Annotated in this window: 21 protein-coding genes; 12 read left to right on the plus strand and 9 right to left on the minus strand. The window is 66.4% G+C overall.

Annotated features, from left to right (window positions below; translation table 11 throughout):
* Positions 1–11 precede the first annotated feature (11 nt).
* Positions 12–2,093, minus strand: coding sequence for an acetate--CoA ligase family protein (locus tag P1U48_RS04100; RefSeq protein WP_301067504.1), 2,082 nt, complete (start codon positions 2,091–2,093; stop codon positions 12–14).
* A 318-nt stretch (positions 2,094–2,411) separates the two neighbouring features.
* Between P1U48_RS04100 and P1U48_RS04105 the strand changes: the two genes are divergently transcribed.
* From P1U48_RS04105 to P1U48_RS04115, 3 genes are all read left to right on the plus strand, one after another.
* Positions 2,412–2,591, plus strand: a complete 180-nt coding sequence (locus tag P1U48_RS04105; RefSeq protein ID WP_301067506.1) for a hypothetical protein — start codon at positions 2,412–2,414, stop codon at positions 2,589–2,591.
* 114 nt (positions 2,592–2,705) lie between these two features.
* A complete protein-coding gene (locus tag P1U48_RS04110) occupies positions 2,706–3,752 on the plus strand; it encodes a cyclase family protein (RefSeq protein WP_301067509.1) in 1,047 nt (348 codons plus the stop codon).
* A gap of 86 nt (positions 3,753–3,838) precedes the next feature.
* Positions 3,839–4,651, plus strand: coding sequence for a MaoC/PaaZ C-terminal domain-containing protein (locus P1U48_RS04115; RefSeq protein ID WP_301067511.1), 813 nt, complete (start codon positions 3,839–3,841; stop codon positions 4,649–4,651).
* Between the two features lie 11 nt (positions 4,652–4,662).
* Here the strand turns inward: P1U48_RS04115 and P1U48_RS04120 are convergent, their stop codons facing one another.
* Positions 4,663–5,469, minus strand: a complete 807-nt coding sequence (locus P1U48_RS04120; RefSeq protein WP_301067513.1) for a helix-turn-helix domain-containing protein — start codon at positions 5,467–5,469, stop codon at positions 4,663–4,665.
* A 231-nt stretch (positions 5,470–5,700) separates the two neighbouring features.
* On the opposite strand from P1U48_RS04120, the gene P1U48_RS04125 reads away from it, so the two are divergent.
* Positions 5,701–8,001 carry a xanthine dehydrogenase family protein molybdopterin-binding subunit gene (locus tag P1U48_RS04125; protein ID WP_301067516.1) on the plus strand — a complete coding sequence of 767 codons (2,301 nt, stop codon included), beginning with the start codon at positions 5,701–5,703 and terminating at the stop codon, positions 7,999–8,001.
* Positions 8,002–8,097: 96 nt separating this feature from the next.
* Here the strand turns inward: P1U48_RS04125 and P1U48_RS04130 are convergent, their stop codons facing one another.
* The 3 genes from P1U48_RS04130 to cobU all read right to left on the minus strand — a co-directional run bounded on the left by P1U48_RS04130 (position 8,098) and on the right by cobU (position 10,153).
* Complete coding sequence (locus P1U48_RS04130) at positions 8,098–8,967, minus strand: glutathione S-transferase N-terminal domain-containing protein (RefSeq protein WP_301067518.1); 870 nt, start codon at positions 8,965–8,967, stop codon at positions 8,098–8,100.
* A 92-nt stretch (positions 8,968–9,059) separates the two neighbouring features.
* On the minus strand, positions 9,060–9,635 hold the full coding sequence (locus P1U48_RS04135; RefSeq protein WP_366142861.1) for a histidine phosphatase family protein: 576 nt from the start codon (positions 9,633–9,635) through the stop codon (positions 9,060–9,062).
* Positions 9,635–10,153 carry a bifunctional adenosylcobinamide kinase/adenosylcobinamide-phosphate guanylyltransferase gene (gene cobU, locus P1U48_RS04140; RefSeq protein ID WP_301067520.1) on the minus strand — a complete coding sequence of 173 codons (519 nt, stop codon included), beginning with the start codon at positions 10,151–10,153 and terminating at the stop codon, positions 9,635–9,637. The genes P1U48_RS04135 and cobU overlap by 1 nt, the downstream gene beginning before the upstream one ends.
* Before the next feature lie 140 nt (positions 10,154–10,293).
* Here cobU and P1U48_RS04145 point away from each other — a divergent pair, with 140 nt between their 5' ends.
* The 6 genes from P1U48_RS04145 to P1U48_RS04170 all read left to right on the plus strand — a co-directional run bounded on the left by P1U48_RS04145 (position 10,294) and on the right by P1U48_RS04170 (position 16,682).
* The gene (locus tag P1U48_RS04145; RefSeq protein WP_301067521.1) at positions 10,294–11,172 is read left to right on the plus strand and encodes an RNA polymerase factor sigma-32; all 879 of its coding nucleotides are present in this window, start codon (positions 10,294–10,296) and stop codon (positions 11,170–11,172) included.
* Between the two features lie 82 nt (positions 11,173–11,254).
* On the plus strand, positions 11,255–12,454 hold the full coding sequence (gene coaBC / locus P1U48_RS04150) for a bifunctional phosphopantothenoylcysteine decarboxylase/phosphopantothenate--cysteine ligase CoaBC (RefSeq protein ID WP_301067524.1): 1,200 nt from the start codon (positions 11,255–11,257) through the stop codon (positions 12,452–12,454).
* A gap of 42 nt (positions 12,455–12,496) precedes the next feature.
* Positions 12,497–12,958: a dUTP diphosphatase gene (gene dut, locus P1U48_RS04155; protein ID WP_301067526.1), complete on the plus strand. Its 462-nt coding sequence runs from the start codon at positions 12,497–12,499 to the stop codon at positions 12,956–12,958.
* Positions 12,958–14,010, plus strand: a complete 1,053-nt coding sequence (gene moeB / locus P1U48_RS04160; protein ID WP_301067528.1) for a molybdopterin-synthase adenylyltransferase MoeB — start codon at positions 12,958–12,960, stop codon at positions 14,008–14,010. Before dut ends, moeB begins: the two co-directional genes overlap by 1 nt.
* A gap of 22 nt (positions 14,011–14,032) precedes the next feature.
* Positions 14,033–16,060, plus strand: a complete 2,028-nt coding sequence (locus P1U48_RS04165; RefSeq protein ID WP_301067530.1) for a M3 family metallopeptidase — start codon at positions 14,033–14,035, stop codon at positions 16,058–16,060.
* A 298-nt stretch (positions 16,061–16,358) separates the two neighbouring features.
* Entirely contained in the window at positions 16,359–16,682 is a 324-nt protein-coding gene (locus P1U48_RS04170) for a multidrug efflux SMR transporter (RefSeq protein WP_301067533.1), read from the plus strand.
* Between the two features lie 328 nt (positions 16,683–17,010).
* Here P1U48_RS04170 and P1U48_RS04175 read toward each other — a convergent pair whose 3' ends face one another.
* Together P1U48_RS04175 and P1U48_RS04180 are read right to left on the minus strand one after the other, a co-directional pair.
* Positions 17,011–17,859 (minus strand): alpha/beta hydrolase, encoded by an 849-nt coding sequence (locus tag P1U48_RS04175; protein ID WP_301067535.1) that lies wholly within the window; start codon positions 17,857–17,859, stop codon positions 17,011–17,013.
* A gap of 191 nt (positions 17,860–18,050) precedes the next feature.
* The gene (locus tag P1U48_RS04180) at positions 18,051–18,221 is read right to left on the minus strand and encodes a hypothetical protein (protein WP_301067537.1); all 171 of its coding nucleotides are present in this window, start codon (positions 18,219–18,221) and stop codon (positions 18,051–18,053) included.
* Between the two features lie 139 nt (positions 18,222–18,360).
* Here P1U48_RS04180 and P1U48_RS04185 point away from each other — a divergent pair, with 139 nt between their 5' ends.
* Together P1U48_RS04185 and P1U48_RS04190 are read left to right on the plus strand one after the other, a co-directional pair.
* A complete protein-coding gene (locus tag P1U48_RS04185; protein ID WP_301067539.1) occupies positions 18,361–19,593 on the plus strand; it encodes an N-acetylmuramoyl-L-alanine amidase in 1,233 nt (410 codons plus the stop codon).
* Between the two features lie 105 nt (positions 19,594–19,698).
* Complete coding sequence (locus tag P1U48_RS04190) at positions 19,699–20,478, plus strand: DUF2189 domain-containing protein (RefSeq protein WP_301067541.1); 780 nt, start codon at positions 19,699–19,701, stop codon at positions 20,476–20,478.
* Positions 20,479–20,490: 12 nt separating this feature from the next.
* Here P1U48_RS04190 and P1U48_RS04195 read toward each other — a convergent pair whose 3' ends face one another.
* Positions 20,491–24,594, minus strand: coding sequence for a translocation/assembly module TamB domain-containing protein (locus P1U48_RS04195; RefSeq protein WP_301067543.1), 4,104 nt, complete (start codon positions 24,592–24,594; stop codon positions 20,491–20,493).
* On the minus strand, positions 24,594–26,390 hold the full coding sequence (locus P1U48_RS04200; protein ID WP_301067546.1) for a BamA/TamA family outer membrane protein: 1,797 nt from the start codon (positions 26,388–26,390) through the stop codon (positions 24,594–24,596). The genes P1U48_RS04195 and P1U48_RS04200 overlap by 1 nt, the downstream gene beginning before the upstream one ends.
* Between the last annotated feature and the right edge of the window lie 128 nt (positions 26,391–26,518).

Below are 26,518 nucleotides of genomic sequence, written 5' to 3' on the forward strand. Positions count from 1 at the left end.
CGTTCCTCCTGCTAATTGTGGGTGCCGATCAGCGCATCCAGCACCAACCCGCCATTTTCTTTCAGCCGGAACGGATTGATATCAATCTCGGCCACATTGTATTTCGGATCGGCGACCAGATGGCTGACCACGCTTACCGCCTGCGCCAGCGCCTCAAGATCCATTGCCGGGCCACCGCGCCAGCCGGTCAGCAGCGCCGAGGCGCGGGTCGACAGCACCATTTCCCTGGCCTGTTCGGGCGACACCGGGGCCGGGGCCAGGGCGACGTCATGGAACAATTCCGCTGCGGTGCCGCCAAGCCCGACCATCACCATCGGCCCGAAATTGGCATCCTGCGAGCCGCCGACGATCATCTCGACCCCGCCTTCGACCTGTTCGATCACCGAGATACCAGCGATCCGTGCGTCCGGTTTGGCGGCTTTGGCACGGGTCAGGATGCCGTCATAGGCCGCGCGCAGCGCCGCCTCATCGCGCAGGTTCAGGACCACGCCGCCGATCTCGGTCTTGTGCGGCAGGTCTTCGCTGACGATCTTGGCCACCACCGGCCAGCCGATTGCCTTGGCCGCGGCGACCGCCTCATCGGCGAATTGGCACAGGGTTTCAGCCGGGCCGCGCAGGCCTGCCTCGGCAAGATAGGCCTTGGCCGCGACCTCGTCGCCACCGGCAAAGGCGGCGGCGGGCAGGGCGGGGGCGGTGGAATCGGAGGCGGCGGCGCGTGCCGCGGCCTGCAGCTTGCGCGATTGCCAGGCCCCGGCGCTGGCACGAATGGCGCGGTCGGGGTCGAGCACATCGGCAATGCCTGCCGCATGCAATTCGGGCCGGTATTCATCGGAAAGGAAGGTGGACAGCACCACCGACAGCTCGGGATAACGGTTTTTGACCGCGATCACGTGTTCCTTGAACTTAGCGATCCGCTCACCCCGTCCGATAAAGGCCAAATAGAGGTAGATGGTGCCGTATTGGCCATCCTTGGCCATCGCTTCCAGCAGTGCCCCGGCCTTGCTGATATCGGTGCCGACATTGGCGGTGGTGTCGATCGGGTTGGCGCCAATGCAGAGCGCATAGATATCGTGCAGGGCCTTGCCGGTTTCCGGCCGCACCGGCGGTGTATCGAGGCCGATATCATCGGCGGCATCTGCTGCGATGATCCCGGCGCCGCCGGAAATCGTCAGGATGCCAACCCGGTCATTCTCCGGGCGTCCAGCGACCGAGGTCACCAGCGCAAATTCCAGCATGTCTTCGATAGACCGGACACGCACCGCGCCCGAAGCCTCGAACACCGCCGAAAAGGCGCTGTCATTGCCCGCCATCCGCCCGGTATGCGACAGCGCCGCCTGGGCGCCGACCTCGGAGCGGCCAACCTTGCAGATGAACACCGGCTTGTCGGCCATCGCAGCGGCCAGCAAGGCCCGCCGCAGTTTCGGCCCGTCGTTGCAGGCTTCCAGCGCCGCACAGATCACATGGGTTTCGGGATCCGCCGCCATCGCCTCGATGAAATCGGCGGCTTCAAGATCGCCTTCGTTGCCGCAGAAAATTCCGTGGCTCAGCCCCAGGCCCATATCAAAGGCACGGCCCATCACATGGGTGCCGAGGGCGCCGGATTGGGTGATGATCCCGACATGGCCAGGCTTTGGCGTATTCTCCATCAGATAGCCGGAGAAGGTCGCGCTGAACTTGTGCACCGCGCTGATGCAGCCCAGCGAATTGGGGCCGGAGAACCGCATGCCGGCATCCTTGGCGATGGCCTTGATCCGGGCTTGGGCCGCCTTGCCCTCCTCGCCTTCTTCGCCGAACCCGGCGCTGAGGATGATCGCGGATTTGACCCCGAGCGCGGCGCAGTCGCGCAGCGCCGGTTCAACCCCGTTCGATGGGATGCAGAGCACCGCCGTATCCGGCGTCGCGGGCAGGTCGGCAGTGGATTTATAGGCGGTCAGCCCCTGCACAATATCGGCCTTGGGGTGGATCACATAAACTTGGCCGGGATAGCCACCGGACAGCATATTGGCCAGGACGCGCCCGCCCATCTTTTTGGGATCGGTCGAGGCACCATAGATCACCACCGAACCGGGGTTGAGAAAATTATCAATCAGCATAGGGAATCCACCACCGTCCAAGTTGCCGGGACGATAGGGACGCGACTTCCAGCGTTCACGCCGGGGCAGGTGCATTTCACATTCTTAGCGAAGGGCGGATTTCCGGGTCGCGAGGGGGGAGCGGGGCCGGGGGCGTGGTTGCCGTCTCGCTCGGGGAAAAGAAGGAAGTATATAGTTTTCAATATGCTACAACGGCGAAGGCGAAAGAGTTCCTGGTCGTTGGCGCGACGGGATTGCCGGGCTGCAGGCTGAGCCGGGCGGGGCTTTCAGCCAGAGAGATGAGAGGCGAAGCGATCGGCGAAGGACTGTTGCAAGGCCATGTCGCAGGCCGAAACTCGGGGCAAATGGATCGCCGCGCATGTCTCGGGTGCGATGGCCTGGCTGCCAGATCCTGACCGCGCGGCTGAGATCGAGGCGCATCGCGCCTATCAGCGGCGAATTTATCTCGACAGCGGGCGCTATGTTCTGGAAGTTAAGCACCGCACCCACTCCGCGTAGATGAAGGCCGATATCGCCGCCGGACAGGCCAGGGCCAGATCGTTGCGAGGCTGTGCCGCACGACATAAAGTTGCCAAGCTGTGCCGCACGACATAAAAATGAGGGAAGTATCAGATGACCAACCGCCGCTGGACGCACCGCCCCGAGGGATCGAACTGGGGCGATTTCGGCCCTGACGATCAACTGGGCCGGTTGAACCTGATCACCCCGGAAAAGGTCCGTCAGGGGGTCGCCGAGGTCAGCGAGGGCCTCAGCTTCTGCCTGTCGCTGCCGCTGGACAAGCCGGGGGGCAGCGCGCTGAACCCGCGCCGCCATCCGCCGATCCTGCGCCCGACGCTGCGCGGCGATTCGGTAAATTTCCTCGCCGCCTCAGAGGATGGCGCGCCGGATGTGCTCTGCGACGATCTGGCGATCATCCATCTGCAATATTCCACCCAATGGGATGCGTTTTCCCATGTCGGCGGGCGCTTTGACGTCGATGGCAATGGGGTTGAGGAACATGTGTTCTACAACGGCTATCGCGCTGGCCAGGACATCAAGGGGCCGACTGACCCGCAGGATGCCGGTGTGCGTGCCGCGATGAAGGGCGAAAGCACCTCACATGCGGGTAAGCTGGGGGTCGAGAACGCGGCGGTGCACGGGATGCAGGGCCGGGCGGTGATGATCGACCTGCGCGCCCATTATGGCGATGCGCGGACCTATGTCGGCTATGACGAATTGATGCGGGTGCTCGAGGCCGACAAGGTCAGCGTCGAAACCGGCGATATGGCGGTGTTCCACACCGGCTTTGCGCAGCGGATTCTAGAGATGGCGACCCCGGACGAGGCGGTCCTGCACGGCGCTTGCGCGGTGTTGAACGGGCGTGATGCCAAGCTGCTGAACTGGGTCACCGACAGCGGTGTCTCGGCGCTGATTTCCGACAATTACGCGGTCGAGGGGCTTCCGGCGCAGCCCTGTGAGCATGGTCATACCTGTTCCAACCTGCCGCTGCATGAACATTGCCTGTTCAAGAACGGCATTCCCCTGGGCGAGCTGTGGCAGCTGACGCCACTGGCCGACTGGCTGCGTTCACACGGCCGCAGCCGGTTCCTGCTGACCGCGCCGCCGCTGCGTCTGCCCGGCGCCGTCGGCTCGCCGGTGACACCGATCGCGACCGTCTGAATCGCTTCCACAACCCTGTCATCGATTGCGGCGGCGTTGACCTGAACGCCCGCGGTGCGTGTTTCTGCAGTCAGAAGGACCCCGCAATGATCGACATGAGCCCGACCAATCCCGTTACCCCCTATGTGGGGCTGAAATTCCGCAGCCGAAGCTTGCGCTTTGACCGGGCTGAGGAAGACCGGATGATGATGGTCTGCGGCTCCAGCGCGGCGTTGTTCCAGGAATGCATCGACCCGGCGGCGTTCATTCCCCATGCGATCCGCGAAAGCGCGATCAACGGCATCACCGAAAATGGCGGCGTCAACATGCTGCAGTCGATCCGCATGGACAGCCCGCTGCGGCTGGACGAAGAGATCACCGTTTCCGGTGAGATCACCGAGATCGCCGAGGCGCCGCGCGGTCTGATCACGACCACCGACACCTGGTATCACGGTCAGGACGGGCGGCTGGGGATGTTTCTGCGCCGGGTGGCGCTGAAGACCGATCCGAACAAGATGGCCGATCCGTCATTGCGCGGCGCGGGTGAGCGACCGGCGCCGGTGGTGGCTGATCCGCTGGCGCTGGAACAGATCGGCAGCATTGATCTGACCCCGGATGACGTGAAAACCTATTCGCTGGGCACCGGCAATCTGCTGCATGTCGATCCGGCCTCGGCCAAACGCGCCGGCTATCGTGCGCCGATCGTCGGCGGGTCGCAGGGGGCACGATATCTGACTGCGGCGCTGTGGCGCGAAGGGGTGCCAAAGACACTCGATATCGACATCTACTTCCGCCGCCCGATTTTCTGGGACGAAAGTTTTGAGGTGCGCGCCGCCGGGCCGAAGGGCGCGCGCAGCGCCTTCTGCCTCAGCCGGGGACCGAAGGTGTTGACCGAAATTCGGGTGAATGCGCAGAGATGAGAGACCAGCGATCAGCCTGCCAGCCGGGACAGCGCGCCGCCGAGCAGCGTCGACACCTCGTTCAACCGGTCACTCATCCGTCCGGTCGGGCCTTCGACCGACATCACCAGCATGTCGCCCACCGCCGAATGGCGCAATTGCCGGGCCACCGATGCGGTGCCGGGCCCGATGCCGGGGCCGGTATAGCTGCCACGGCGGCGGCCTTCGCCGAGCCGGGTGGCGTAATCGGCACCGTCGATCAGCGGCGCATTGGCCGGACGGTCGGCATTGATCCGGGCAATCAGCCCGCGCAATTCGCGGTCATTGGACATCGCCAGCAGCGCCATTCCGGGCGCCGAGCGCGACACGCAATGTTGTTCGCCCGGCATTGGCACCGCCGGGTTGGTGCCGCCATCGGCGACATAGATGATCTGAACGCTCAACTCGTTGCGGCGCGTCAGCAACACGGTTTCCCCGACCAGCCCGGCCAGCGAATCCGCCAGGTTGACCAGGGTGCCACGGCGCACCAGCGACGGATCCACCCAGGCGCCCAGCAGGCCGGTGCGCCGGGTCAGGCGATAGGCGCGGGTTTCGCGATCATGTTGCAGATAGCCCATCGTCACCATCGACCGCAGCAGCGCCGAGGTGCTGGAGGCCGGGTAATTCAGCGCCGCCGCGACCTCGGAACCGCTGACATCGCGGCGCACATGGTCGATGAATTCGAGTATCTGGATGGTACGAGCGGCAGATTTGACCACTGAATCCGGCAATTCTGTTCGAAACGACGGCGCCTCCACCGGTACACTGTCGGCCAATTCCTGGATTGTGTTGTAGGTCACGCGCGTTCCTCCTCCGCTGTGGTCCGCGTCTCTCACACTCCCCGACGCGACCCGGGCCAAGTTAAATTACCGGCTTGAAGGCAAGTCAAGCGACTCTTTGCCGTCCGGCAAGTAAGTTGCCCCTAACAGGCGTGATCGGCGGGGTTTCGCCGGGTTTTCACAGTTTGAACTTTCGGCAGGCCCGGTTAACCTGCGGTAGAACAGAGCGCCGGTGCGGCGGTAGGAGAAAAGATGACCAAAGCGATACGTCAGGGCCGAATCGAAGATCGCAGGCTGATCACCGGCAAGGGCCGCTATGCTGACGACATCACCGAAACCGCCGCCCTGACGGTGGTGTTCATGCGCGCGCCGATGGCCTCGGCCCGGGTCCTTTCGCTTGACACCAGCACCGCGAAAGGGATGCCGGGGGTGGTGGCGGTGTTGACCGCACAGGATCTGGCCGATGACGGTATCGGGCCGGTGCAGACGCCGATGAAACTGGCCGGGCCGGATGAACGGGTCTGGGAGGCGACACCGCGACCGCTGCTGGTCAGCGACAGGGTGCGCCATGTCGGCGAACCGATGGCGATGGTGATCGCCGAAACCCGCGCCCAGGCAATGGATGCCGCCGAAGCCATCGAGGCCGAGATGGACGAGCTGGCGGCGGTAATCGATGTCGCCGAGGCGACGGCCAACGGCGCGCCGTTGGTGCACGAAGACCGCCCTGGCAACCTGGGTGCCGAATGGGAGCGCGGCGATTGGGCGGCGGTGCGTGCCGCCATCGACGCCGCACCGCACAGAGTGCTGGCGCAGGTGCCGGTCAGCCGGGTGACCGCGATGACGATGGAGCCGCGCACCGCCCTGGCCCGGCCTGAGGGCGCAGGCAAGTTCGCGCTCTTTGCCAGCCATCAGAACCCGGTGGCGATGCGCGCCGCGCTGGCGCAATTCCTGAATATGGAGCCCGAGGCGATCCGCTGTGTGGCGGGCGATGTCGGCGGCGCTTTCGGGATGAAATCCGGGCCGCTGCGCGAGGAAACCCTGGTGTTCTGGGCGGCGCGATATCTGAACCGGGCGCTGCGCTGGCGCGCCGATCGCAGCGAGGGCTTTCTGACCGACGAGGCCGGCCGGGATATGGCGATCGAGGTCGAACTCGGGTTGGACAATGATGGCACCATCCTGGCGCAAGCGGTGACCGCGCGGCTGAATATCGGCGCCTATGCCACCGCAAGGTCGCTGCCGCCGGTGCTGAATTTCGGTGGCGTCGCCGGGGTCTATCGGACGCCGCTGATCGCCGGACGAATGCGCGCCTATCTGACCCATACGGTGCCGGTCGCCCCCTATCGCGGCGCCGGGCGACCCGAGGCAACCTATGCGATTGAAATGGCTCTGGATATCGCGGCCCGCCAGATCGGCATGGACCGCATCGAACTGCGGCGGCGCAACCTGATCCAGCCGGCCGAAATGCCATGGAAATCGAAATTCATCTTTGACTATGACAGCGGCGATTTTCCGCGGCTGCTGGACCATGGGCTGAAGCTGGCCGATGCGGCAGGCTATCCGGCGCGCAAGGCCGCGTCGGAGGCGGCAGGCAAGCTGCGCGGCTTTGGTCTGGCGATGTGTATCGAAACCGCGGGCGGGCTCTGGGGATCGCCGGGACGCGATTTCGCCGATGTGTCAATCAATGCCGATGGCTCGGTCACCCTGGGTGGCGGCGGGTTCTCGGCTGGGCAGGGGCTGGAAACGACGTTGTCGGATATCGCCGCCGAGGGGCTGGATCTGCCGGTCGACCAGGTCGCTTACTACCAGGGCGATACCGACCGGATGCAACGTGGCGGCGGCATGGGCGGGTCCGGCGGCACGATCAAGGTCGGCTCGGCGGTGCGCGACGCGGTGGAAAAGGTGCTGGCCCAGGCCAAGGACCTCGCCTCCGACTCGCTGGAGGCCGATGCCGCCGATATCGAATACGAGGCCGGGGTGTTTCGCATCGCCGGGACCGACCGCGAGCTGGCGCTGGCTGAAATCGCCCGCACCGCCATCGACCGGGGCACGCCGCTGCTCGGCAAAGGTGAATTCGTCACCGACGGGCCGACCTTTCCCAATGGCTGCCACATCTGCGAGGTCGAGCTGGACCCGGAGACCGGGCAGGTGCGGATCGACAGCTACACCGGGGTCGAGGATATCGGCCGGGTGATGCAGCCGCAGATCGCCTCAGGTCAGATCCAGGGCGGTGTGGCCCAGGCGCTGGGCCAGATCTTCATGGAAGAGATGCGCTATGCCCCGGGCGACGGTCAGCTGCTGACCGGATCGTTGATGGATTACGCACTGCCCCGTGCCGGTGATCTGCCGGCGCTGGTCACCGGGTTTTCCAACGTGCCGACCACCAAGAACCCCTTGGGGGTGAAAGGCGTGGGCGAGGCCGGATCGGTTGGCGGGCTGGCCGCCGGGATGAGCGCGGTCTGCGACGCGCTGGCGCAGGCCGGGGTGGACAGCTTTGACATGCCGGCGTCGCCGGGGCGGGTCTGGTCGGCGCTGCAGATGGTGTCCGAGGGGTAAGCTCAATGGCACGCGGGCAGGGGGCGCTGCCCCCGCGCCTGCGGCGCCCCCCCGGAATATTTCTGGCAAGATGAAGCGGGAGCGCGGCCAGAGACCTCAGCCGAGCAGCGCCATGAAGGCCGGCCAGGCGGCGGGGTCATTCACCGTTTTGTCGCGGCAGGTCGGATTGCAAAAGCCGAAGACCCGCCCGTCCAGTTCCAGGAAATCCGTCACCGGCTTGCCGGAATAAGGGCAGGCGGCGTTCTCTGAGGGGCCGTGCGGCAGCGCGCGCGCCGCCAGCGGCGCAGGACCGGGCCAGTCGCCACGCGGCAGATCGAGGCGATAGGGTTCTGGCGCATAGCTGACGGTCAGGCCGAGGGCGCGCCAGCGCCGAAACGCCGGATCGGCAAGGGCGGTGGCGACATAGGCGCCCGCCGCGGCGCTGACCGGCAGATCGAAGCCCGCGATTCGCGCAGCGACCGGGGCAAAGAACACATCCGCCAGCGAATAGCGGCCAAAGAGCCAGCGACCACCGGTGCCGTGGCGCTGCCGGGCCAGGGCCCAGAGATCTTCGATCCGGGCCAGATCGGCGCGCACCGCGTCAGAGGCCGCAAAGCCCTGATACTGTCCAAGCAATTGCATCGGACAGGCGTCGCGCAGGGCGGTGAAGCCGGAATGCATCTCGGCCACCAGCCAGCGGGCCAGCGCCCGCGCCGCCGGGTCGGCGGGCCAGAGCCCGAGTTCGGGGTGGCGTTCACCCAGGGTTTCGGCCATCGCCAATGTGTCGCCGACTATGGTGCCATCCGGGCAGCGCAGAACCGGCACCAGCCGGGCCGGGGCAAGGGGCGTCAGATCCGCGGCCATAGTGCCGGAATAGAGACCGATCATATGGCTGCGATGCGGCAGGCCGAAATTTTCGAGCATCAGCCAGCCACGCAGCGACCAGCTTGAAAACGTGCGGTCGCCGATGAAAAGATCATAGGTCATGGCGGCCCTTTCTGGATTGCACGCGGCGGAACCGGGCACAGCTTAACCGGCGGCGCGGAGCCGGAGAAAGCGACTTTTCCTGGCGGTGCCCATCACGGAAGGTGATTGATCGCCCCGAGTTGCCATTCCGCGCTGGTCCAGCGCAATTCGGTCACTGAGAAATTGGCGATCTTATGCGCCAGAACCTGACGCACCGGCTGGCCGGTCTGCGCCGCGACCCGGGCCAGGATCACCCCGAAATGTGCCACCGCGACGATGTCGCGCCCCGGATGTGCCTGCATCAGCCGCTCGACCGCCCGCCCGCTGCGCGTGGTCATCTCGGCCCAGCTTTCGCCGCCGGGTGCCGCATGCGCGCCGGGATCGGTCCAAAAGACGCGGCTGAGCTCGGGATGGGTTGCCGTGATGTCGGCGGAGCTCTTCAGTTCCCATTCGCCGAAATTCATCTCGCGCAGATCAGGATCATGCGGCAGGCGCTGGCGCCCGGCGGCGATCGCATCGGCGGTCGCAATCGAGCGGGTCAGATCGGAGGAGATCAGCAGCGCGTCATCGGGCAGATACTCCGACAGCCGGGCGATCTGGGCGCTGTCGCTGAGGTCGGCGGGCAGATCCGACCAGCCCACCATGCCCTTGGCATGGGTCGGCCCGTGACGGACCCAGAAAAACCGCATCAGAGGCTTCCTTTCAACGCGATTGGCAGGCCGGCGACGACCTGCACCACCTTTGTGGCCGCTGCTGCCAACCGGATGTTCAACCGGCCCTGTGCCTCGCGGAATTGGCGCGCCATCTGGTTGTCGGGGACGATGCCCTGGCCGACCTCGTTGCTGACGATGCAGAGCGCGGCGCGACAGGTGCTGGCGGCGCTGATCAGCTGATCGGTCGCGGCCGCAAGATCGCGCTCGGCCAGCATCTGATTGCTGAGCCACATGGTGGCGCAATCGACCAGCACCGCCTGTCCGGCGTGCAGTTCGGCCAGGGCATCCGCCAGATCCAGCGGGATTTCGCGGGTGGTCCAGCCACGGCCGCGCCGGGCCAGATGCATGGCGATCTTGGCTTTCATTTCGGCGTCAAAGGCCTGAGATGTGGCGAGGTAAAGCATTGGCAAGCCTTGGTTTTCAATGAAACCTTCGGCCCAGGCGGATTTTCCGGAGGCGGCGCCGCCAAGGACCAGAGTGAGATTGTTCTGCATCTTTGACACCACGTTGTGAACCGGAACCGCGATTAAAGCGTATACCCTGTACGAGTGATTGAACACCAGATGCGGCCAAGGCGCGACGTCAAGCACGGCGCTGCGCCGCGCGCCGATGGAGCCAAGAACAGGGGGGTGCAATGCCGCTGCATAGCCAGACCGACAGGACACTGTCACGCCGGGCCATGAAGGCCGAGATGCTGGATGCCGAAACCGAACGGGCGCTCGCCTGTGCCTGGCGCGACCAGCGCGACGAGGCGGCGATGCACCGGCTGGTCATCGCCTATATGCGGCTGGCGATTTCGATGGCGTCGAAATACCGCCGCTACGGCGCGCCGATGAATGATCTGATCCAGGAGGCCGGGCTGGGGCTGATGAAAGCCGCCGACAAATTTGACCCGGATCGCGGGGTGCGGTTTTCGACCTATGCGATCTGGTGGATCAAGGCCTCGATCCAGGATCATGTGATGCGCAATTGGTCGATGGTGCGCACCGGGACCACCTCGTCGCAGAAGTCGCTGTTTTTCAATATGCGGCGGGTTCAGGCGCAGCTTGAGCGGCAGGCACAGGCGCGCGGCGAGTCGCTGGACGGGCATCAGCTGCGCCAGTTGATCGCCACCGAGGTCGGGGTGCCGTTGCGCGATGTCGAAATGATGCAAGGCCGGTTGGCGGGGGCCGATTATTCGCTGAACGCGACGCAATCGGCTGAGGATGAGGGGCGCGAATGGATCGAGGTGCTGGAAGATGACAGCGCCCAGGCCCAGGAAATTGTCAGCGCCGATCACGACCGCGCGGCGCTGCGTGACTGGCTGGTCACGGCGATGGCCGGGTTGAGCGCGCGTGAACGGCTGATCGTGCGCGAGCGCAAGCTGCGGGCGGAGCCGCGCACCCTGGAGTCGCTGGGGCAAGAGTTGAGCCTGTCCAAGGAGCGCGTGCGTCAACTGGAGGCGGCGGCGTTCAAGAAGCTGCGCGGCCAGCTTGAAGCGCGCGGCGGCGAGGCACGGGCATTGCTGCACTGAACCGCGCTCTGACCATCGGCGCGCTTGCCCCCCCGGCGGCGCTCGCCTAGTGTCACCGGGCAAAGCGACCGGAGACCACAAGATGCTGGCGAACAAGCGGATATTGCTGATCATCAGCGGCGGGATTGCGGCGTTCAAATGCCCCGACCTGATCCGCCGTCTGCGCGAACGCGGCGCCTTGGTGACGCCGGTCTTGACCCGCGCCGCCGAGGAATTTGTCACCCCGCTGACGATTTCTGCGGTTGCCGGTGAAAAGGTGCATGGGGCGCTGTTCGATCTGACCGCCGAGGCCGAGATGGGCCATATCCAATTGTCACGCTCGGCCGATTTGTTGCTGGTGGTGCCGGCAACCGCAGATCTGATGGCCAAGATGGCACAGGGGCGGGCGGATGACCTGGCCTCGACCCTGCTGCTGGCCACTGACACCCCGGTGATGATCGCCCCGGCGATGAATGTGCGGATGTGGCTGCATCCGGCAACCCAGCGCAATATCGCGACGCTGAAGGCGGACGGGATTGATATGATCGGCCCGGATGAGGGCGACATGGCCTGTGGCGAATTCGGCCCCGGTCGGATGGTCGAGCCTTTGGATATCGTCGCGGCGGTCGAGGCGCATTTTCGCGGTGGGCCGTTGAAAGGCCGCCGGGTGCTGGTCACCTCTGGTCCGACCCATGAGCCGATTGATCCGGTGCGCTATATCGCCAATCGCTCGTCCGGGGCGCAGGGCACGGCGATTGCGCGCGCTCTGGTGGCGCTCGGCGCCGAGGTGGTGTTTATCACTGGTCCCGCCGATGTGGCGCCGCCCGCGGGCGTGCAGGTGGTGCGGGTTGAAACCGCCATCCAGATGCTTGAGGCGGTGCAGGCGGCGCTGCCGGCCGATGCCGCGATCTTTGCCGCCGCCGTCGCCGATTGGCGGGTTGCCAGCGCCTCGGGGTCGAAGATCAAGAAAGATGGCGGCAAGCTGCCGGTTCTGGAATTTGCCGAAAACCCTGACATTCTGGCCCAGGTCAGCCAGATGCCGGACGGGCGGCCGGGGCTGGTGATCGGCTTTGCCGCTGAAACCGACGATGTGCTGGCCCATGCCACCGCCAAGAGGGCGCGCAAGGGTTGCGACTGGATCATCGCCAATGACGTGAGCCCGACAACCGGAATCATGGGCGGCGCCGAGAACGCGGTGACCTTGATCACCGCTGGCGGCGCCGAGGATTGGCCGCGCATGGGCAAGGATCAGGTCGCTGCCCGGCTGGCGGCGCGGGTGGCCGAGGCATTGACCGAGATTTAAGGCCTCCGGCGGGGATATTTTTGACCAGAGGAAGGGTGGACCGTGGGCGAGATTGCGATAGTGCGGCTTGATGGGTTTGACCCTGAGATCGGCCTGCCGAGCTATGCGACTGCGGGCGCGGCGGGGGCGGATCTTCGGGCGAATTTTCCGGCGGATGCGCGGGACGGCGTGCGACTTGCGCCCGGCGCAAGGGCGCTGGTGCCGACCGGGTTGGCGATGGCGATCCCCGAGGGATTTGAGGTGCAGATCCGGCCGCGGTCGGGGCTGGCGTTGAAGCACGGGGTGACCCTGGTCAATGCGCCGGGGACGATCGACAGCGATTACCGGGGGCCGGTCGCGGTGATCCTGATCAATCTGGGTGAGCAGCCGTTTCAGGTGACCCATGGCGAGCGGATTGCGCAGATGGTGCTGGCACCGGTGACCCGGGCGCGGTTTGCCGAGGTCGGTGACCTTGATGAAACCGCGCGGGGGGGCGGCGGCTTTGGCTCCACCGGGCGCGGCTGATGCTGCTGGTTCTGGCTCTGGCGGCGGCGATCTGGTTCGGTGGCGGGTTTGTCGGGATCTCCCGCGGGCCGCGGATGGCGGTTCTGGCGGTCCTGGCCGGGGCGGTGGTGTTGGCGCAACTGACCCTGCCGCTGACGCATCCGCTCAGGCTGGCAACCGGCCGGTCGCTGGCGGGTTGGGCGATTCTGGCGGCGGTGGCGGCGCTGGTTCTGATCTATCGCTGGGGGCTGGGCCGTCTCAAGGCGCGGGCCGCTGGGCCGGCGGCAGCCCCCGATACGCCGCTGTTTTCCGAGGCTGAGCTCGAGCGCTATGCCCGCCATATCGTGCTGCGGGAATTGGGCGGTCCGGGGCAGAAGGCATTGAAACAGGCGCGGGTGCTGGTGATCGGCGCTGGCGGGCTCGGGGCTCCGGCGCTGATCTATCTCGGCGCGGCGGGGGTTGGCACCATCGGGGTGATCGACGACGATCTGGTCGAAAACGCCAATCTTCAGCGCCAGGTGATCCACCGCGCGGCCGATATCGGCATGCCAAAGGTGTTTTCCGCCGAAGCCGCGCTCAGGGCGCAGAACCCGCATATTGCGATCCGCCCCTACAACCGCCGCCTCGACGCAGAAAACGCCGCCGCGCTGTTTGCCGATTATGATCTGATCCTCGACGGCACCGATGATTTCGCGACCCGCTATCTGGCCAACCGCACCGCCGTTGCGCAGGGCAAGCCGCTGATTTCCGGCGCCTTGTCGCAATGGGAAGGGCAGGTGAGCGTGTTTGACCCAGGCAAGGGCGCGCCCTGCTATCAATGCATCTTTCCGCAGGCGCCGGCCCCTGGGCTGGCGCCCACCTGCGCCGAGGCCGGGGTGCTGGGCCCGCTGCCCGGCGTGGTCGGGGCGATGATGGCGGTTGAGGCGGTGAAGGTGATCACCGGCGCCGGGGCGGCGCTGCGCGGTCAGATGCTGATCTATGATGCGCTTTGGGGCGAGACCCGCAAGATCGGGTTGAAACGGCGCGACGATTGCCCGGTTTGCGGGCTGGAAAGCGGCGTCGCGCGGGCCTAGGTTGCGGGCAAAGGAGCCCCGCATGAGCAACCCCCTTCTGTCCGCCTGGGACACCCCGTTTCAATTCCCCGCCTTTGACCGGATCGCCGACAGCGATTTCGCCCCGGCGCTGGATCAGGCCCTGGCGGCGCATGACGCGGAAATCGCCGCGATCGTCGCCAATCCCGCCGCACCGGATTTCGAAAACACCATCGCCGCGCTGGAGGCCTCGGGCGAATTGCTCGACCGGGTTCTGTCGCCGTTCTTTGCGCTGTCTGGCGCCGACAGCACCCCGGCCCGCGAGGCGTTGCAGCGCGACTTCTCGCCGAAGCTGGCCAAGCATTTCGCGGCGATTTCCGCCAATACGGCACTGTATGATCGGGTGCGGCGAGTCTGGGAGGCGCGCGACGACCTCGGGCTTGATCGCGAGGATGCGCGCGAGCTCTACCTCGTGCATCGTGGCTATGTCCGTGCCGGGGCGGCGCTGACCGGTGCCGGGGCCGAGCGGATGCAGGCGATCAAGGAGCGGCTGGCGGTGCTGGGCACTGCCTTTACCCAGAACCTGCTGGCGGATGAGCGTGAATGGTTCATGGATCTGGCCGAGGCTGATCTGCAGGGGCTGCCGGAATTCCTGATTTCCTCGGCCCGGGCGGCTGGGGTGGAAAAGGCGCGGCCCGGCCCGGTGATCACCCTGTCGCGGTCGCTGATCGTGCCGTTCCTGCAATACAGCCCGCGCCGCGATCTGCGCGAACAGGCCTGGCGGGCCTGGGTGTCGCGCGGCGAGATGGGCGGGGCAACCGACAACCGCGCCCATGCGGCCGAGATTCTGGCGCTGCGCGAGGAACGGGCGCAGTTGCTGGGCTATGCGAATTTTGCCGCCTACAAGCTGGAAACCGAAATGGCGGGCGATGCGCAATCGGTCCGTGATCTGTTGATGCAGGTCTGGAAACCGGCGCGGGCGCGAGCTGAGGCCGATCAGGCGATCCTGGCCGACATGGCCGCCGAGGACGGGCTGAACGGCGCGTTTGAGGCCTGGGACTGGCGCTATTACTCTGAAAAGCGGCGCAAGGCGGTGCATGATCTGGATGACGCCGCGTTGAAGCCCTATCTGCAACTCGACCGGATGATCGAGGCGGCTTTCGATTGCGCCAACCGGCTGTTCGGGCTGGAGTTTTCCCCGATCGATCTGCCCGTCTACCACCCCGATGCCCGCACCTGGGAGGTGACGCGCAAGGGCAAGCATGTCGCGATCTTCCTCGGCGATTATTTCGCGCGCGGCTCAAAACGCTCCGGTGCCTGGTGTTCGGCGATCCGGTCGCAAGCGGTTCGACCGCGGCCACAGACGCCGATCGTGGTGAATGTCTGCAACTTTGCCAAACCGCCCGCGGGGCAGGCGGCCCTGCTGTCCTATGATGACGCGCGCACCCTGTTCCACGAATTCGGTCATGCGCTGCATCAGATGCTGTCGGATGTGCGCTGGGAGGGTGTTTCGGGCACCTCCGTCGCGCGCGATTTCGTCGAGCTGCCGAGCCAGCTTTATGAGCATTGGCTGGAGGTGCCCGAGGTGCTGCAGCGCTTTGCCACCCATATCGACACCGGAGAAGCGATGCCACAGGCGATGCTGGACAAGGTGTTGGGGGCGGCGAATTACGACCAGGGCTTCCAGACGGTGGAATATGTCGCCTCGGCCCTCGTCGATCTGGAGTTTCATGACGGTGCCGCACCCGCCGACCCGATGGCGAAACAGGCCGAGGTGCTGGCCGATCTGGGGATGCCCAAGGCCATCGTGATGCGCCACGCGACGCCGAATTTCGCGCATGTGTTCTCGGGCGATGGCTATTCCTCGGGCTATTACAGCTACATGTGGTCCGAGGTGATGGATGCTGACGCCTTTGCCGCCTTCGAGGAGGCCGGCGGGGCGTTTGACCCGGACGTGGCGGGCAGGCTTGAGGAATTCATCCTCTCCAAAGGCGGCTCGGAAGAGGCGGAGGTGCTTTATAAGCGGTTCCGTGGCCGGTTGCCGGGGGTCGAGGCGCTGCTGAAGGGGCGCGGGCTGGACCAGGCGGGATGATCCGGGAGGCACCGCTCGCCAATTTCCGAGACAGGGCAGGGCGCCCGGTTTCGAGGAGCGATATCGCCTCGGTGACCGCCACCGACGGAAGGCAACGCAACCCACTGGCTGAGGGCGGCGACTGGACGCAGAGGCAAAGCTGACTGTTCCACCCTTGGGCTGTGCTGTCTTTGCTCAGGCGCGGTTTGCGCTGAATTGTTGACCGGTGCGATCCCAACCAATATCAGAGGCTCAGGCGGGACGACCCGCTTTTCCAAATCATTCCGGGACGGCCCGGCCCAGTAGAGAGCGCCGTCTCATGGCTTGGATTTACCTTGTCTCCGCAGGGGTTCTGGAAATTGTCTGGGCGTTCTATATGAAGAAATCTGCTGGTTTCACGCTCATCGTGCCCAGCACGATTACCATCGTCGCGATGAGTGCGAGCTTCATCTTGCTCTCGATCGCGATGCGATCGCTTCCACTCGGCACCGCCTACACGATCTGGACCGGCATTGGTGCCGTCGGGGCGTTCGTCGTTGGCGTTGTCGTGCTGGGAGAATCCCTGACGACAATGCGTTTGATCGCGGCGCTTCTGATCGTCGCGGGGATTGTGCTGATGAAGGTTTCCAGCGCCGCAGCATAGGGCTGTCTCTGGCCCCCCCTGTCTGCGCGTGGAGGCCCTGCCGAAGGGCGCGGGCTGGACGGGGTGGGGTGTGAGTTTGGGGCGGTTGGCCGGGTGGTGCCGTAGCACCTTTCTGAGACAGGCCCGCGCGGTCATCGGACGTGTTCTTGTGGCCTCGGCTTCGTCCATTCGCAGACCAGCCCTGGCAAGCTTGGCGACAAGCCGCGCGCCGCCGTGTTCGCGGGGCGGCCCCCTTTTCGGCGCTTGCAAGCCATCGCCCGCCGGGCAAGGGGCGATGCCCGGCGGCCTGCGGCCCGTGAGTCCGCGCCTGTGTGCCGCCGCCCCAATCTCACCCTGCCTTGCGGATCTCCTCCAGCACCGGTTTCAGATAGGTCAGAAACACCTCCGGGTTTTCCGACATCGGGAAATGGCCCATCTTCGGCATCACTGTCACCTCGATCCCCAGCCGGGCGGCGAGTTCCTGACTGTCCTCGGGCCGGCAGGAGAAATCATATTCCCCGGTCAGCAGGTGCAGCGGGCATTTCGAGAGGTCGATCTTGTCGATCTCGGCCCGGAAATCGCCGTCGATCTGGTAAAAGAACAGATCGCCTTTGAACACGCCCGGCCCGCCCTGCATGTAATGCCAACGGGTCTCGTCCTTATGTGTCAGCGGGCTGTTCGGGGCCATCAGCCCGTCGGCAAAGGAGCCGCAGACCCGGCCGCCATGCACGTCGGGGCGGTCCAGCCAGTCGGCGTCGTAATAGCGCGGCACATGGGCGGCGCATTGCAGGCCGATCAGGGCGCGGAACGCCTCTGGATGGCGTTTGGCCAGATGCAGCACGATCCGTCCGCCGATCGAACAGCCCATGGCGACCGGGCGCTCCAGACCCATCGCCTGACAAAACGCCATGATCTGCGCGACATAGGTTTCGGAGGTCAGGGCATACTCGTCATCCACCGTCCCTGGCGCCGGGCTGGATTTGCCGTGGCGCGGCATGTCGAACACCATGACACGGTACTGTGCGGTCACCTCGGGATCGTTCAGGATCGCGCGGAACTGGCGCCCGTCGCTGCCTGCGGTGTGCAGGCAGACCAGCGGGATGCCCTGGCCGGCTTCCTCCCAATAGATGCGATGCGACACGCCTTCGATGTCGATATGGGCGTAGCGGCCAAGGATCGGTTCGATACGGATGCTCATTGCGCCACCTCCGGGCGCAGCGACGCCAGCAGGCGTTTGATATAAAGCAGGTTCTGCATCATCGGCAGCAGGTTGCCCTCAAACCGGATCGCCTCGGCGCGCAGCAGGGCAAAGATGTCGTGATAGCCGGGCCGCGGCAGAGGTGCGAGGAATTCGGCCCAGGCCTCGGGCGCGGCGGCCAGCCTTGTATCTCAGGAGGCCATCACATGCGGGCCGCTGTCGGTGGCGGTCACCGCGCCTTCGCGGATGGTGACCAGCGTGTCGGTGTCGCCCGCGCGCAGCATCAGGCGCATATCAAGCTGCGGCGCCATTGCCGCCAGGGCGCTGCCGGGGGCGGCGGTTCGGGTCAAATCCTGAAACATCTTTTCTCCTCCTCCTATCGTTGCGACGCAGTCTAGCGCCGTGTCGGGCGACCGTAAGCGCAAACTTGTGATCGCCCGGGCTTCGCAAGTCCGGCGGGATCGGCTAAGTTGCGCGGCAACACCGCCTCAAGGCAGGGACATGAGCAGGCTGATCCATCACATTCTGGGCGCGCTGGTGCTGGCACTGGCCACAACGGCACCGCTAAGCGGGCAAGAGCGGGATTTCACCGCCTTGGCCCGCGTCGACATGAGCCAGAGCCAGATCACCGATGCCGGTGCCGGGCTGAGCGTCGAGCTGACCCTCAGCCAGGGGGTGCCCTGGCGGGCCTTTACCCTGACCGATCCGCCGCGTGCGGTGTTCGATTTCCGCGAGGTCGACTGGACCGGCGTCGACAAGCGGGCGCTGCTGAATGCTGACCGGGCCACCGATCTGCGTTTTGGCGTGTTCCGGCCCGGCTGGTCGCGGCTGGTGCTGGATCTGGCCGGGCCGCTGGCGCTGGACCGCACCGGGATGAGTATTGCAGAGGACAGCGGCCGCGCCCGGTTGACCGCGCGGTTCCTGCCCGCCACCGTCGCCGATTTCGCCGCCGTCTCAGGCGCGCCGCCGGATGGTCCCGGCTGGGCGATGGCGCAGGATGGCAGCAAGGCGCCACCCAAGGGGCGCAGCGGGCCGCTGGTCGTGGTGATTGACGCCGGGCATGGCGGCATCGATCCGGGGGCCGAACGCGAAGGGCTGGTGGAAAAAGACCTGATGCTGGCGCTGGCCCGGGAAATGTCGGAAACCCTGATCCGCGCCGGGGGCATCGAGGTGGTGCTGACCCGAAACGACGACAGCTTTGTCTCGCTCGAACGCCGGGTCGAGATCGCGCATGAAGTCGGTGCCCATGTGTTCTTGTCGCTGCATGCCGACGCGCTGGCCGAGGGGCGGGCGCGCGGTGCGGTGGTCCACACCCTGTCGGACACCGCCACGGATGCGGCCTCGGCCAAGCTGGCCGAGCGCCATGATCGCGACGATATCCTTTCAGGCATCGATTTGTCGGGCAAGGCTGACGAGGTGGCGGATGTGCTGCTTGACCTGGCGCGGCTGGAAACCCGGCCGCGCACCGACCGGCTGGCCGATGCGCTGGTCGCCGCCCTGCGAGCCGCCGGGGCACCGTTGAATTCGCACGCGCAGCGCTCGGCCGGATTTTCGGTGCTGAAGGCCGCCGATATCCCCTCGGTGCTGATCGAGGTCGGGTTCCTATCGGACAAGCGCGACCGCGCCAACCTGAACGACCCGGCGTTTCGTGCGCGTGTTGCCGGTGCCGTTCGCGATGCGTTGGCGGTCTGGCTGCGCGAGGATGCGGCGCTGGCGCCATTGGTCCGGCAATAGCCGTATCGGGCGCTTTGGCGCGGGCTTTGCGGCGATCATCGCGAAAATCATTGTTTGGTGGGCCGAAAACCGGTCTCCTGAGCGCAGAGAGCAGGAGGAGGCCCGATGCCTGACACCCCGAAATCCGGCGTGCCGCCGATCCGCAAGGTCGATTTCGCGATGCTGGCCACCGCGCTGCGCCGGGCGCTGCGCGACATGGCCCGGGCGCCGCTGCACGGGCTGGTCTTTTCGGCGCCCTATGTGGCCATCGGCTGGCTGCTGGTCTGGATCACCTATGCCACCGGGCAGAGCTATTGGCTGATCTTCGCCGCCGTGTCTTTCCCGCTGATCGGTCCCTTTGCGGCGGTCGGGCTTTATGACGTGTCGCGGCGCATTGAACAGCAGCGCAGCCTGGCGCTTGGCCCGATCCTGACCGTGGTGACCCGGCAGAGCCGTCGGCAATTGCCCTCGCTCTGCGCCATCATCGTGTTTCTGTTTCTGTTCTGGTTCTTCATCGGCCATATGATCTTTGCGCTGTTCATGGGGCTGTCGGTGATGACCAATGTCTCATCCTCCTACGACGTGTTCCTGACCATCAACGGGCTGACCATGCTGGCGGTCGGCACCATCGTCGGCGCCGGATTCGCGCTGCTGCTTTACATGATCACCGTGATTGCGTTGCCGCTGCTGCTGGACCGCGAGGTCGATTTCGTCACCGCGATGATCATCTCTTTCACCACGGTCACGCTGAACCCGGTGCCGATGCTGGCCTGGGGCGTGTTCATCGCCCTGACGACTTTTGTCGCGATGCTGCCGGGATTCCTGGGTTTGTTCGTGACCCTGCCGCTGCTTGGTCATGCCACCTGGCATCTTTACGACCAGATCGCCGGGGAACCGGCGGGCTGAACCTGCCCGGGTTCAATAGTCTTTCTGAAAGTACAGCCCGATGCCGGTGTCGCCGCGATCGGTGACCTTGCCGCGCGCGGTGATGCTGTCGCTGACATCAAGGTTGATCGACAGGCTGGTGTCGCCATTCGAGGTGACCTCGACATCGGTATAGACATTCTCGGTGATGTATTTCCCGGCGCTGAGCGTGGTTTCGCCATCTGCCGTCTGGTTGACGTCCAGATCATCCAGCGCAAAGGCCGACCGGATCTTGCCCGCCACCCCTTCATTGCCCGAGCCGGTCAATTCCGCCACCGCCGCCGCCAGCTTGGCCGCCTGCAGGATCGACAGAGACGACAGGTCGCGGTCAAAGAACAGCTGTGCCAGCACCTCGTCCTGGGGCAGGTCGGGCTGCGAGGCAAAGGTCACCTCGGGCGCCGAGGCGCTGCCTTCGACGGTGATGTCGATGGTGTAATCGGCGCTTTGATGCTGGGCCACCAGGCGGATCAGCGGATCGAATGCCCCGGCCATGCGCAGCCGCCCCTCGACCAGGTCGAGGCGCTTGGTCAGGATGTTGAGCCGACCGCGCACCAGGTCGATCTGGCCGACCGGGCGGACATCGGCGCTGCTGCCCAGCACCCGCAGTTCGCCGCGCATTTCGGCGTCGAGGCCGCGGCCGCGGATGAACATCGACTGATCGGTGCGGATCAGCAGATCGAGGTTGAGCGTACCGCCGCCGCCGCCGCTGCTGCTGCCGTCGCTGATCAGCCCGGCGCGGCTGCGGGTCAGGCGGCTGGCCGAGGGTTCACCGATATGGGTGATCTCGGGAATCGCCTCGACGCCGCCGAACCCGCCTGAGGGGATGCGCATTTCGGTATCGCTCAACCCGATGAGGCCGCTCAGCGTGGCGCCCGCCGCCACCGGGCCGTTCAGCGCCAGATCGGCGTTGATCCGGGTCGACAGCAGCCCCTTGCGTTCGATGCGGGTATTGGCAAGCTGGATGCCGAGGTCGGCAGGGTAGGGCGCGCTCAGCTGCAGCGGGCCCGAGACGCTCAGGCGACCGCCGCCAACACTGCCGGTCAGCGCCAGATCGGCGCGCCCGGCGGCCAGGGTGATGGTGCCGGAAAGGGCTTCGCCGATCAGTTGCAATTCCGGCAGGACCAGCCGCCCACCGGCCAGGCTGAGCGGCCCGGACAGCGCCGCCAGCCCCGGTTGGCCGTCAAGGCGCAGGTCGAACGTGGCGGCGCCGGTCGCCGATTGCGGCGCGATCAGCGCATTGGCCAGCGCCAACTGCGCCTGGCCCTTGATATCGAGGTCCACCGCGCCGCCGGGCAGTGCCACCTGACCGCCGATACTGGCGGCGATGCCGCCGGGGCCATCGGCCTGCAGTTCCAGGCTTGTGGCGCCGTCCGCCCGGTTGACCCGGCCGGACAGGCTCAACGGTCCGCTCAACCCGGTGGTCAGCCGCGCCACATCGTCAAGCCGGGCGTCAAAGCCGAGGTCGATCAGAGCCGCTGAGAGGCTGCCGCTGGTCTTGGCCGCAATCGCTGTGCCGTCAAACCGGGCCTCCTCAAGCGTCAGCGTGCCGCCGTCCAGCTGGGCACGGACGCTGACGGTGCTGATTCCGGCGAGCAGCGGATCGACCGCGCGATTGCCGATGCCGATGTCCTGGCCTTTGGCATCAAGCTGCAGCGCATAGGCGGTGCCCGCCTGCGTCGCGCTGGCGGTGAAGTCGAGCGGCCCGGCCCGGCCCTTGGTGAACAGCGCGGTGTTCGCCAGCCGTCCGGTGGCCTCAACCCGGCGCGCGCCGGCGGTCAGATTGCCATTCAGCGCGATATCGAGTTCGGCCGTGGTCAGCGCCAGCCGCTCAAGCAGCAGCTGCTCCCCGGCGCGCAGGTCCAGCGCCAGCGTGGTTTCCCCGGCAAACAGCGCATCCACGGCGGCGCTACCAATGCCGATGTCGCGCCCGCCGCCATCGGCGGTGACATGCCAGCCGTCGGTGCCCTCTTGGGCCACACCACTCAGGCGGATCGCCCCGGCCGTGCCGCCGGTGAACAGCGCCGAATTGTTCAGCCCCGCGGCAAAATCCACCCGGCGCTGGCCCGCCGTCAGATCGCCCCGGGCGGAGAGGTCGACCGCATCGGTTTTCAACCGGATGTCGCGCAGGAGCACCTGTTTCCCGGCGATCACGTCATATCGAAAACTCGCTTCGCCGCCGAGCAGCAGGTCAGCCTGTGCCATGCCGGTCTTCAGATCGCGCCCGCCGCCGAGCCCGTGGATCCGCAGCCCTTCGGCACCCATCTCGACCGCGCCATCCAGGGTGACCGGGCCGCTGTCGCCGCCGGTGAAGATCCCGGCGTTTTCCAGCCGGGCGGCATAGCCGATGCTGCCGGACTGGCTGGCCAATTGGCCCGAGGCCTGCAGCGACAACTCGGCATTGCTGAGGTCGAATTGGGTGATGTCCAACGCCTCGGTGCTGCGCGCGATGTCGAGGGAGAGCTTGGCTGGCGGGGTCAGCAACGGGTCCAGCGCCGCGATCCCGGTCGAGAGGCCTGTGGTGTCGCCTGCGGCGGTCAGGTGAAAGGTGCCGCCAAGGGCATCGGCGGCCAGGGTCAGCTCCAGCCCCGCCGCGCCGCTCAGATCGGTGCCGCTCAGCGCCGCAAAGGCCGAGAGGTCGCGCGCATCCAGCCCTCCCTTGGCGTCGATCAGCAGGGTGCCGTCGCCCGGTGCCAGGCTGGCGTCCAGCACCGCACCATAGCTTGCGCCGTTCAGCTCTAGCCCGGTCAGGCGAAACGGCGTTCCCGCCTGCCAGGTCATCCCGGTGCGCCCCGTCAGCTGCGCGCCGATCGCCTGCGCCAGCGCCGGGTCATCGGCGTTGAGGCCGCTGGCGTCAAAGTTCAGCGCGGCGTCAAAGGCAGGGTCGCGACCCAGGGTGATGCGGCCATCCAGGGTCAGTGCAATCCGCTCTGCCGCATAGCCCGGCAGGTCCAGCCCGGCGAGGTCGAAACGCCCGCTGACGGCATCGCCTTGGGCCGCGTCAAACCGGGCTTCGATCAGCGCATCGCGCAGGTTGATCCCGGTGCCGAACGGCAACAGCACCTCTGCACCGTCCGGGCTGGCGATCCGCCCGGTCAGGGCAAAGGCGTGGGGCTGGCCAGCGGCGTCGATCTGGCCCGCGCCAGCGAGGCTCAGCGCCGCGGCGCGCAGGTCGAAATCGGCCAATGTCAGCGCGCCGTCCGCGGCCCGTACCCCATCGGCATGCAGCGTCACCTCGGGGCCAAAGAAGTCACGGTATTGCGGCAGGATCAACGCGGTAACATCGCCGTCGAGATCGGCGGCAAAGCCATGACCGCCGTCGCTGGTGCCGGTCAGGGTCACTTGGCCGTTCAACCGGTCGTCGCCGTCGGTGTTGAGCGCCAGCACCGCCTTGAAATCATCCAGCGGTCCGGCGCCGGTGACGCTGAGGTCGACCGAGGGCAGGCCGGGCAGATCGAGCATCCGTGCCGCCAGCCCGTCGGCGGGTTCGCGCAGCTGCAGATCCAGCGCCAGAGTAGCGGCACCGGGGTTATAATCGCCTTTCAGCAAGAAATCGCCGGGCTGATCGCTGCGCGTCACCACGATATCCGCCGCCGCGCCACCGTCGATGAGAGACAGCGCGCCGGAGAGGGTGAAGTCCGCCGCTTCGCCCAGCACTGCGGCGCCGAGGCTGACCTTGCCCGCCGTCACCGCGCCAATGGTGACCGAGACCGGCAGATCGGGAATGGAGAAGCCCGAGGCCTCGGGCTTGGTGGTGGCCTCGCCCTTGGGCAGCCGGGTCAGGGTGATCGAGGCAGCGCTGAGTTCGCGCACCTCCAACCGGCCCGACAACAGCGCCGCGCGGGTCCAGTCCAGCACCGCGTCGTTCAATTCCAGCCAGATGCCATCGTCGTCGGCGATGGTCATCCGCTTCAGCGTTGCCCGCGACGACAGCGCGCCCTCAAATCCGGTGATGTCGACCACCCGGCCGGTGCCAGAGAGGCTGTCCTGGATCAACCGGGTGAGGAACCCCTCGCCATCATCATCTTGCGCCAGCGACGGCGGCGCCATGGGCAGGATCAGGGCCAGGATCAGGGCCAGGGCGAGACCAGCGCGGCGCATCAGAATGCCTGCCCGATGCCGACATAGACGCCAAGGCCGGAGGGGCCGGTGACCGGCACGGCGACATCGACGCGGATCGGCCCGATCGGGGTGTAATAGCGCCCGCCGAGGCCGGCGCCACCATGCCAGGTGCCGCCGCCAAACTGGGTATCGGCGGCGACATAGCCATAATCGACAAAGCCGACGAGGCCGATCTTGCTGGTGATCTTGGCCCGCACCTCGCCCGACAGCCCGAGGAAACTGCGCCCGCCAACCTGCTGCCCGGCGATGGTGGAGCCGCCCAGCGATTGATAATCCTGGCCGCGCACGGTGCCGCCACCGCCGGAAAAGAACAGGTATTCCGGCGGGGTCCCGGACAGCGGCGCCATCACCACTGACCCGGCCTGAACCCGTCCGGCCAGTGAAAACCGGTCGCTGCCCAGCGGCACATAGGCGCGCAGATCGGTGAACAGCCGCGCCCCGGTGTCGGAGCCGTCAAGACCAAAGAACGGCTTGGCCTCGGCGTTCAGGAAAAAGCCCCGGGTCGGATCAAGGTCATTGTTGCGCCGGTCCCAGGTGATCGCGGCGCGACCGATCAGATGGTTGAAATTGCGAGTGCCGTACGCGTCCGAGACATGCGCCAGCCGCAGGCCGATATCGGCGTCGAGGGTGATCTCCTCGCTGACAAAGCGCTGCACGCCGATTGTCGCCTCGGCCAGGTTCGACCAATAGGCCGGTTCGTCGACATGCTGCAGATTGGCGGCAAAGCGCAGGTTCATGTCCGGGTGGCGAAAGGCCGGGCGGATCAGCGAGGCGGTGATCCCGTAATCAATGCCGTCGGTGTCGCCACCCAGCGTCCCGGTGTCCAGCCCCTTGAGTGAGGCATCGACCCGGAACCGTTCGGCGCCGCCCAGCAGATTGCGGTGCAGCCAATAGGTGGTGACCGAAGCGCCCTCGGTGGTGCTGGCCTCGACGCCAAAGCCAAAGCGGCGCGGCTTGGCATCCTCGACTGCGACGATCATGTCGAGGCTGGCATCGGGGTTCGGCTGTTCGGCCTCACTGACCACCGCCGAGCGAAAGGCGCCGGTGCGGCGCAGGCGGCGTTCGGCGGCGGCGACCTCATCGGGGGAGAATTGGGTGCCGGTTTCGATCCCGGCGATGGCGCGGATCCGCTCGGGGCGCACCTTGCTCGGGGTGGCGTCGCTGGCAATCTGCGTGGCACCAAAGCGCAGGCGCGGGCCGGGGTCGAGCGCGATGGACGCGCGGATCTCGGTCTTGGTATGGTTGGCGGTGATCTGCTGGCCCGCAACCCTGGCCTTGGCATGGCCAATCTCGCGCCAGCCGGTCACCCCGGCCTCGGCGGCCTTGCGCATCGCCGGGGTGGTCGCCAGCGCGCCGACGGCAAAGCCCGGTGCAGGCGTCGCGCCGCCGGGCAGCGGCGCGATCCGCGCCTCTGCAAAGCGATAGGCCGGGCCGGGGGTCACGGCGATCTCGATCCGGTCGATCTCGGGCAGTTTGTTCAGCACCGACAGCGCCGCGGCCTCGCGCCCGTCGACCTTGATCGATACGGCACCGCCGAAGCGCCCGGCGGCATAGAGCGCGGCGACCATGCGTTTGTAATCGGCCTGGGCCGCGGCCAGCAGCTCTTGCCCGTCACTGACCTCGCGGGCGATTGCCCCGACGCTGAGCGAGGCGTCGCGCAGCGCGCTCAACAAGGCCTTGTCGGCGCCCTCGGCTTTCACCTCGACCGTCGCCGCCGACAGGTCGGTGACGGAAAATAAGCCTGCGGCCAAAGCGGCCAGGAGGGGGCGAAACATGGGGCCTGCTGCCTCAGCGATCTGTGTTGATCATTTTCAGCATAGATAGCACTTTTGCGGGCACTGACCAGCGTATCCGATCACTTAGTCCGGCGCTGGCCCGACTTGGGCGAAAAAGCGCGGGTTTG

Origin of the sequence: Pseudooceanicola sp. (genome assembly GCF_029213205.1) — a bacterium.
GTDB lineage: Bacteria > Pseudomonadota > Alphaproteobacteria > Rhodobacterales > Rhodobacteraceae > Pseudooceanicola.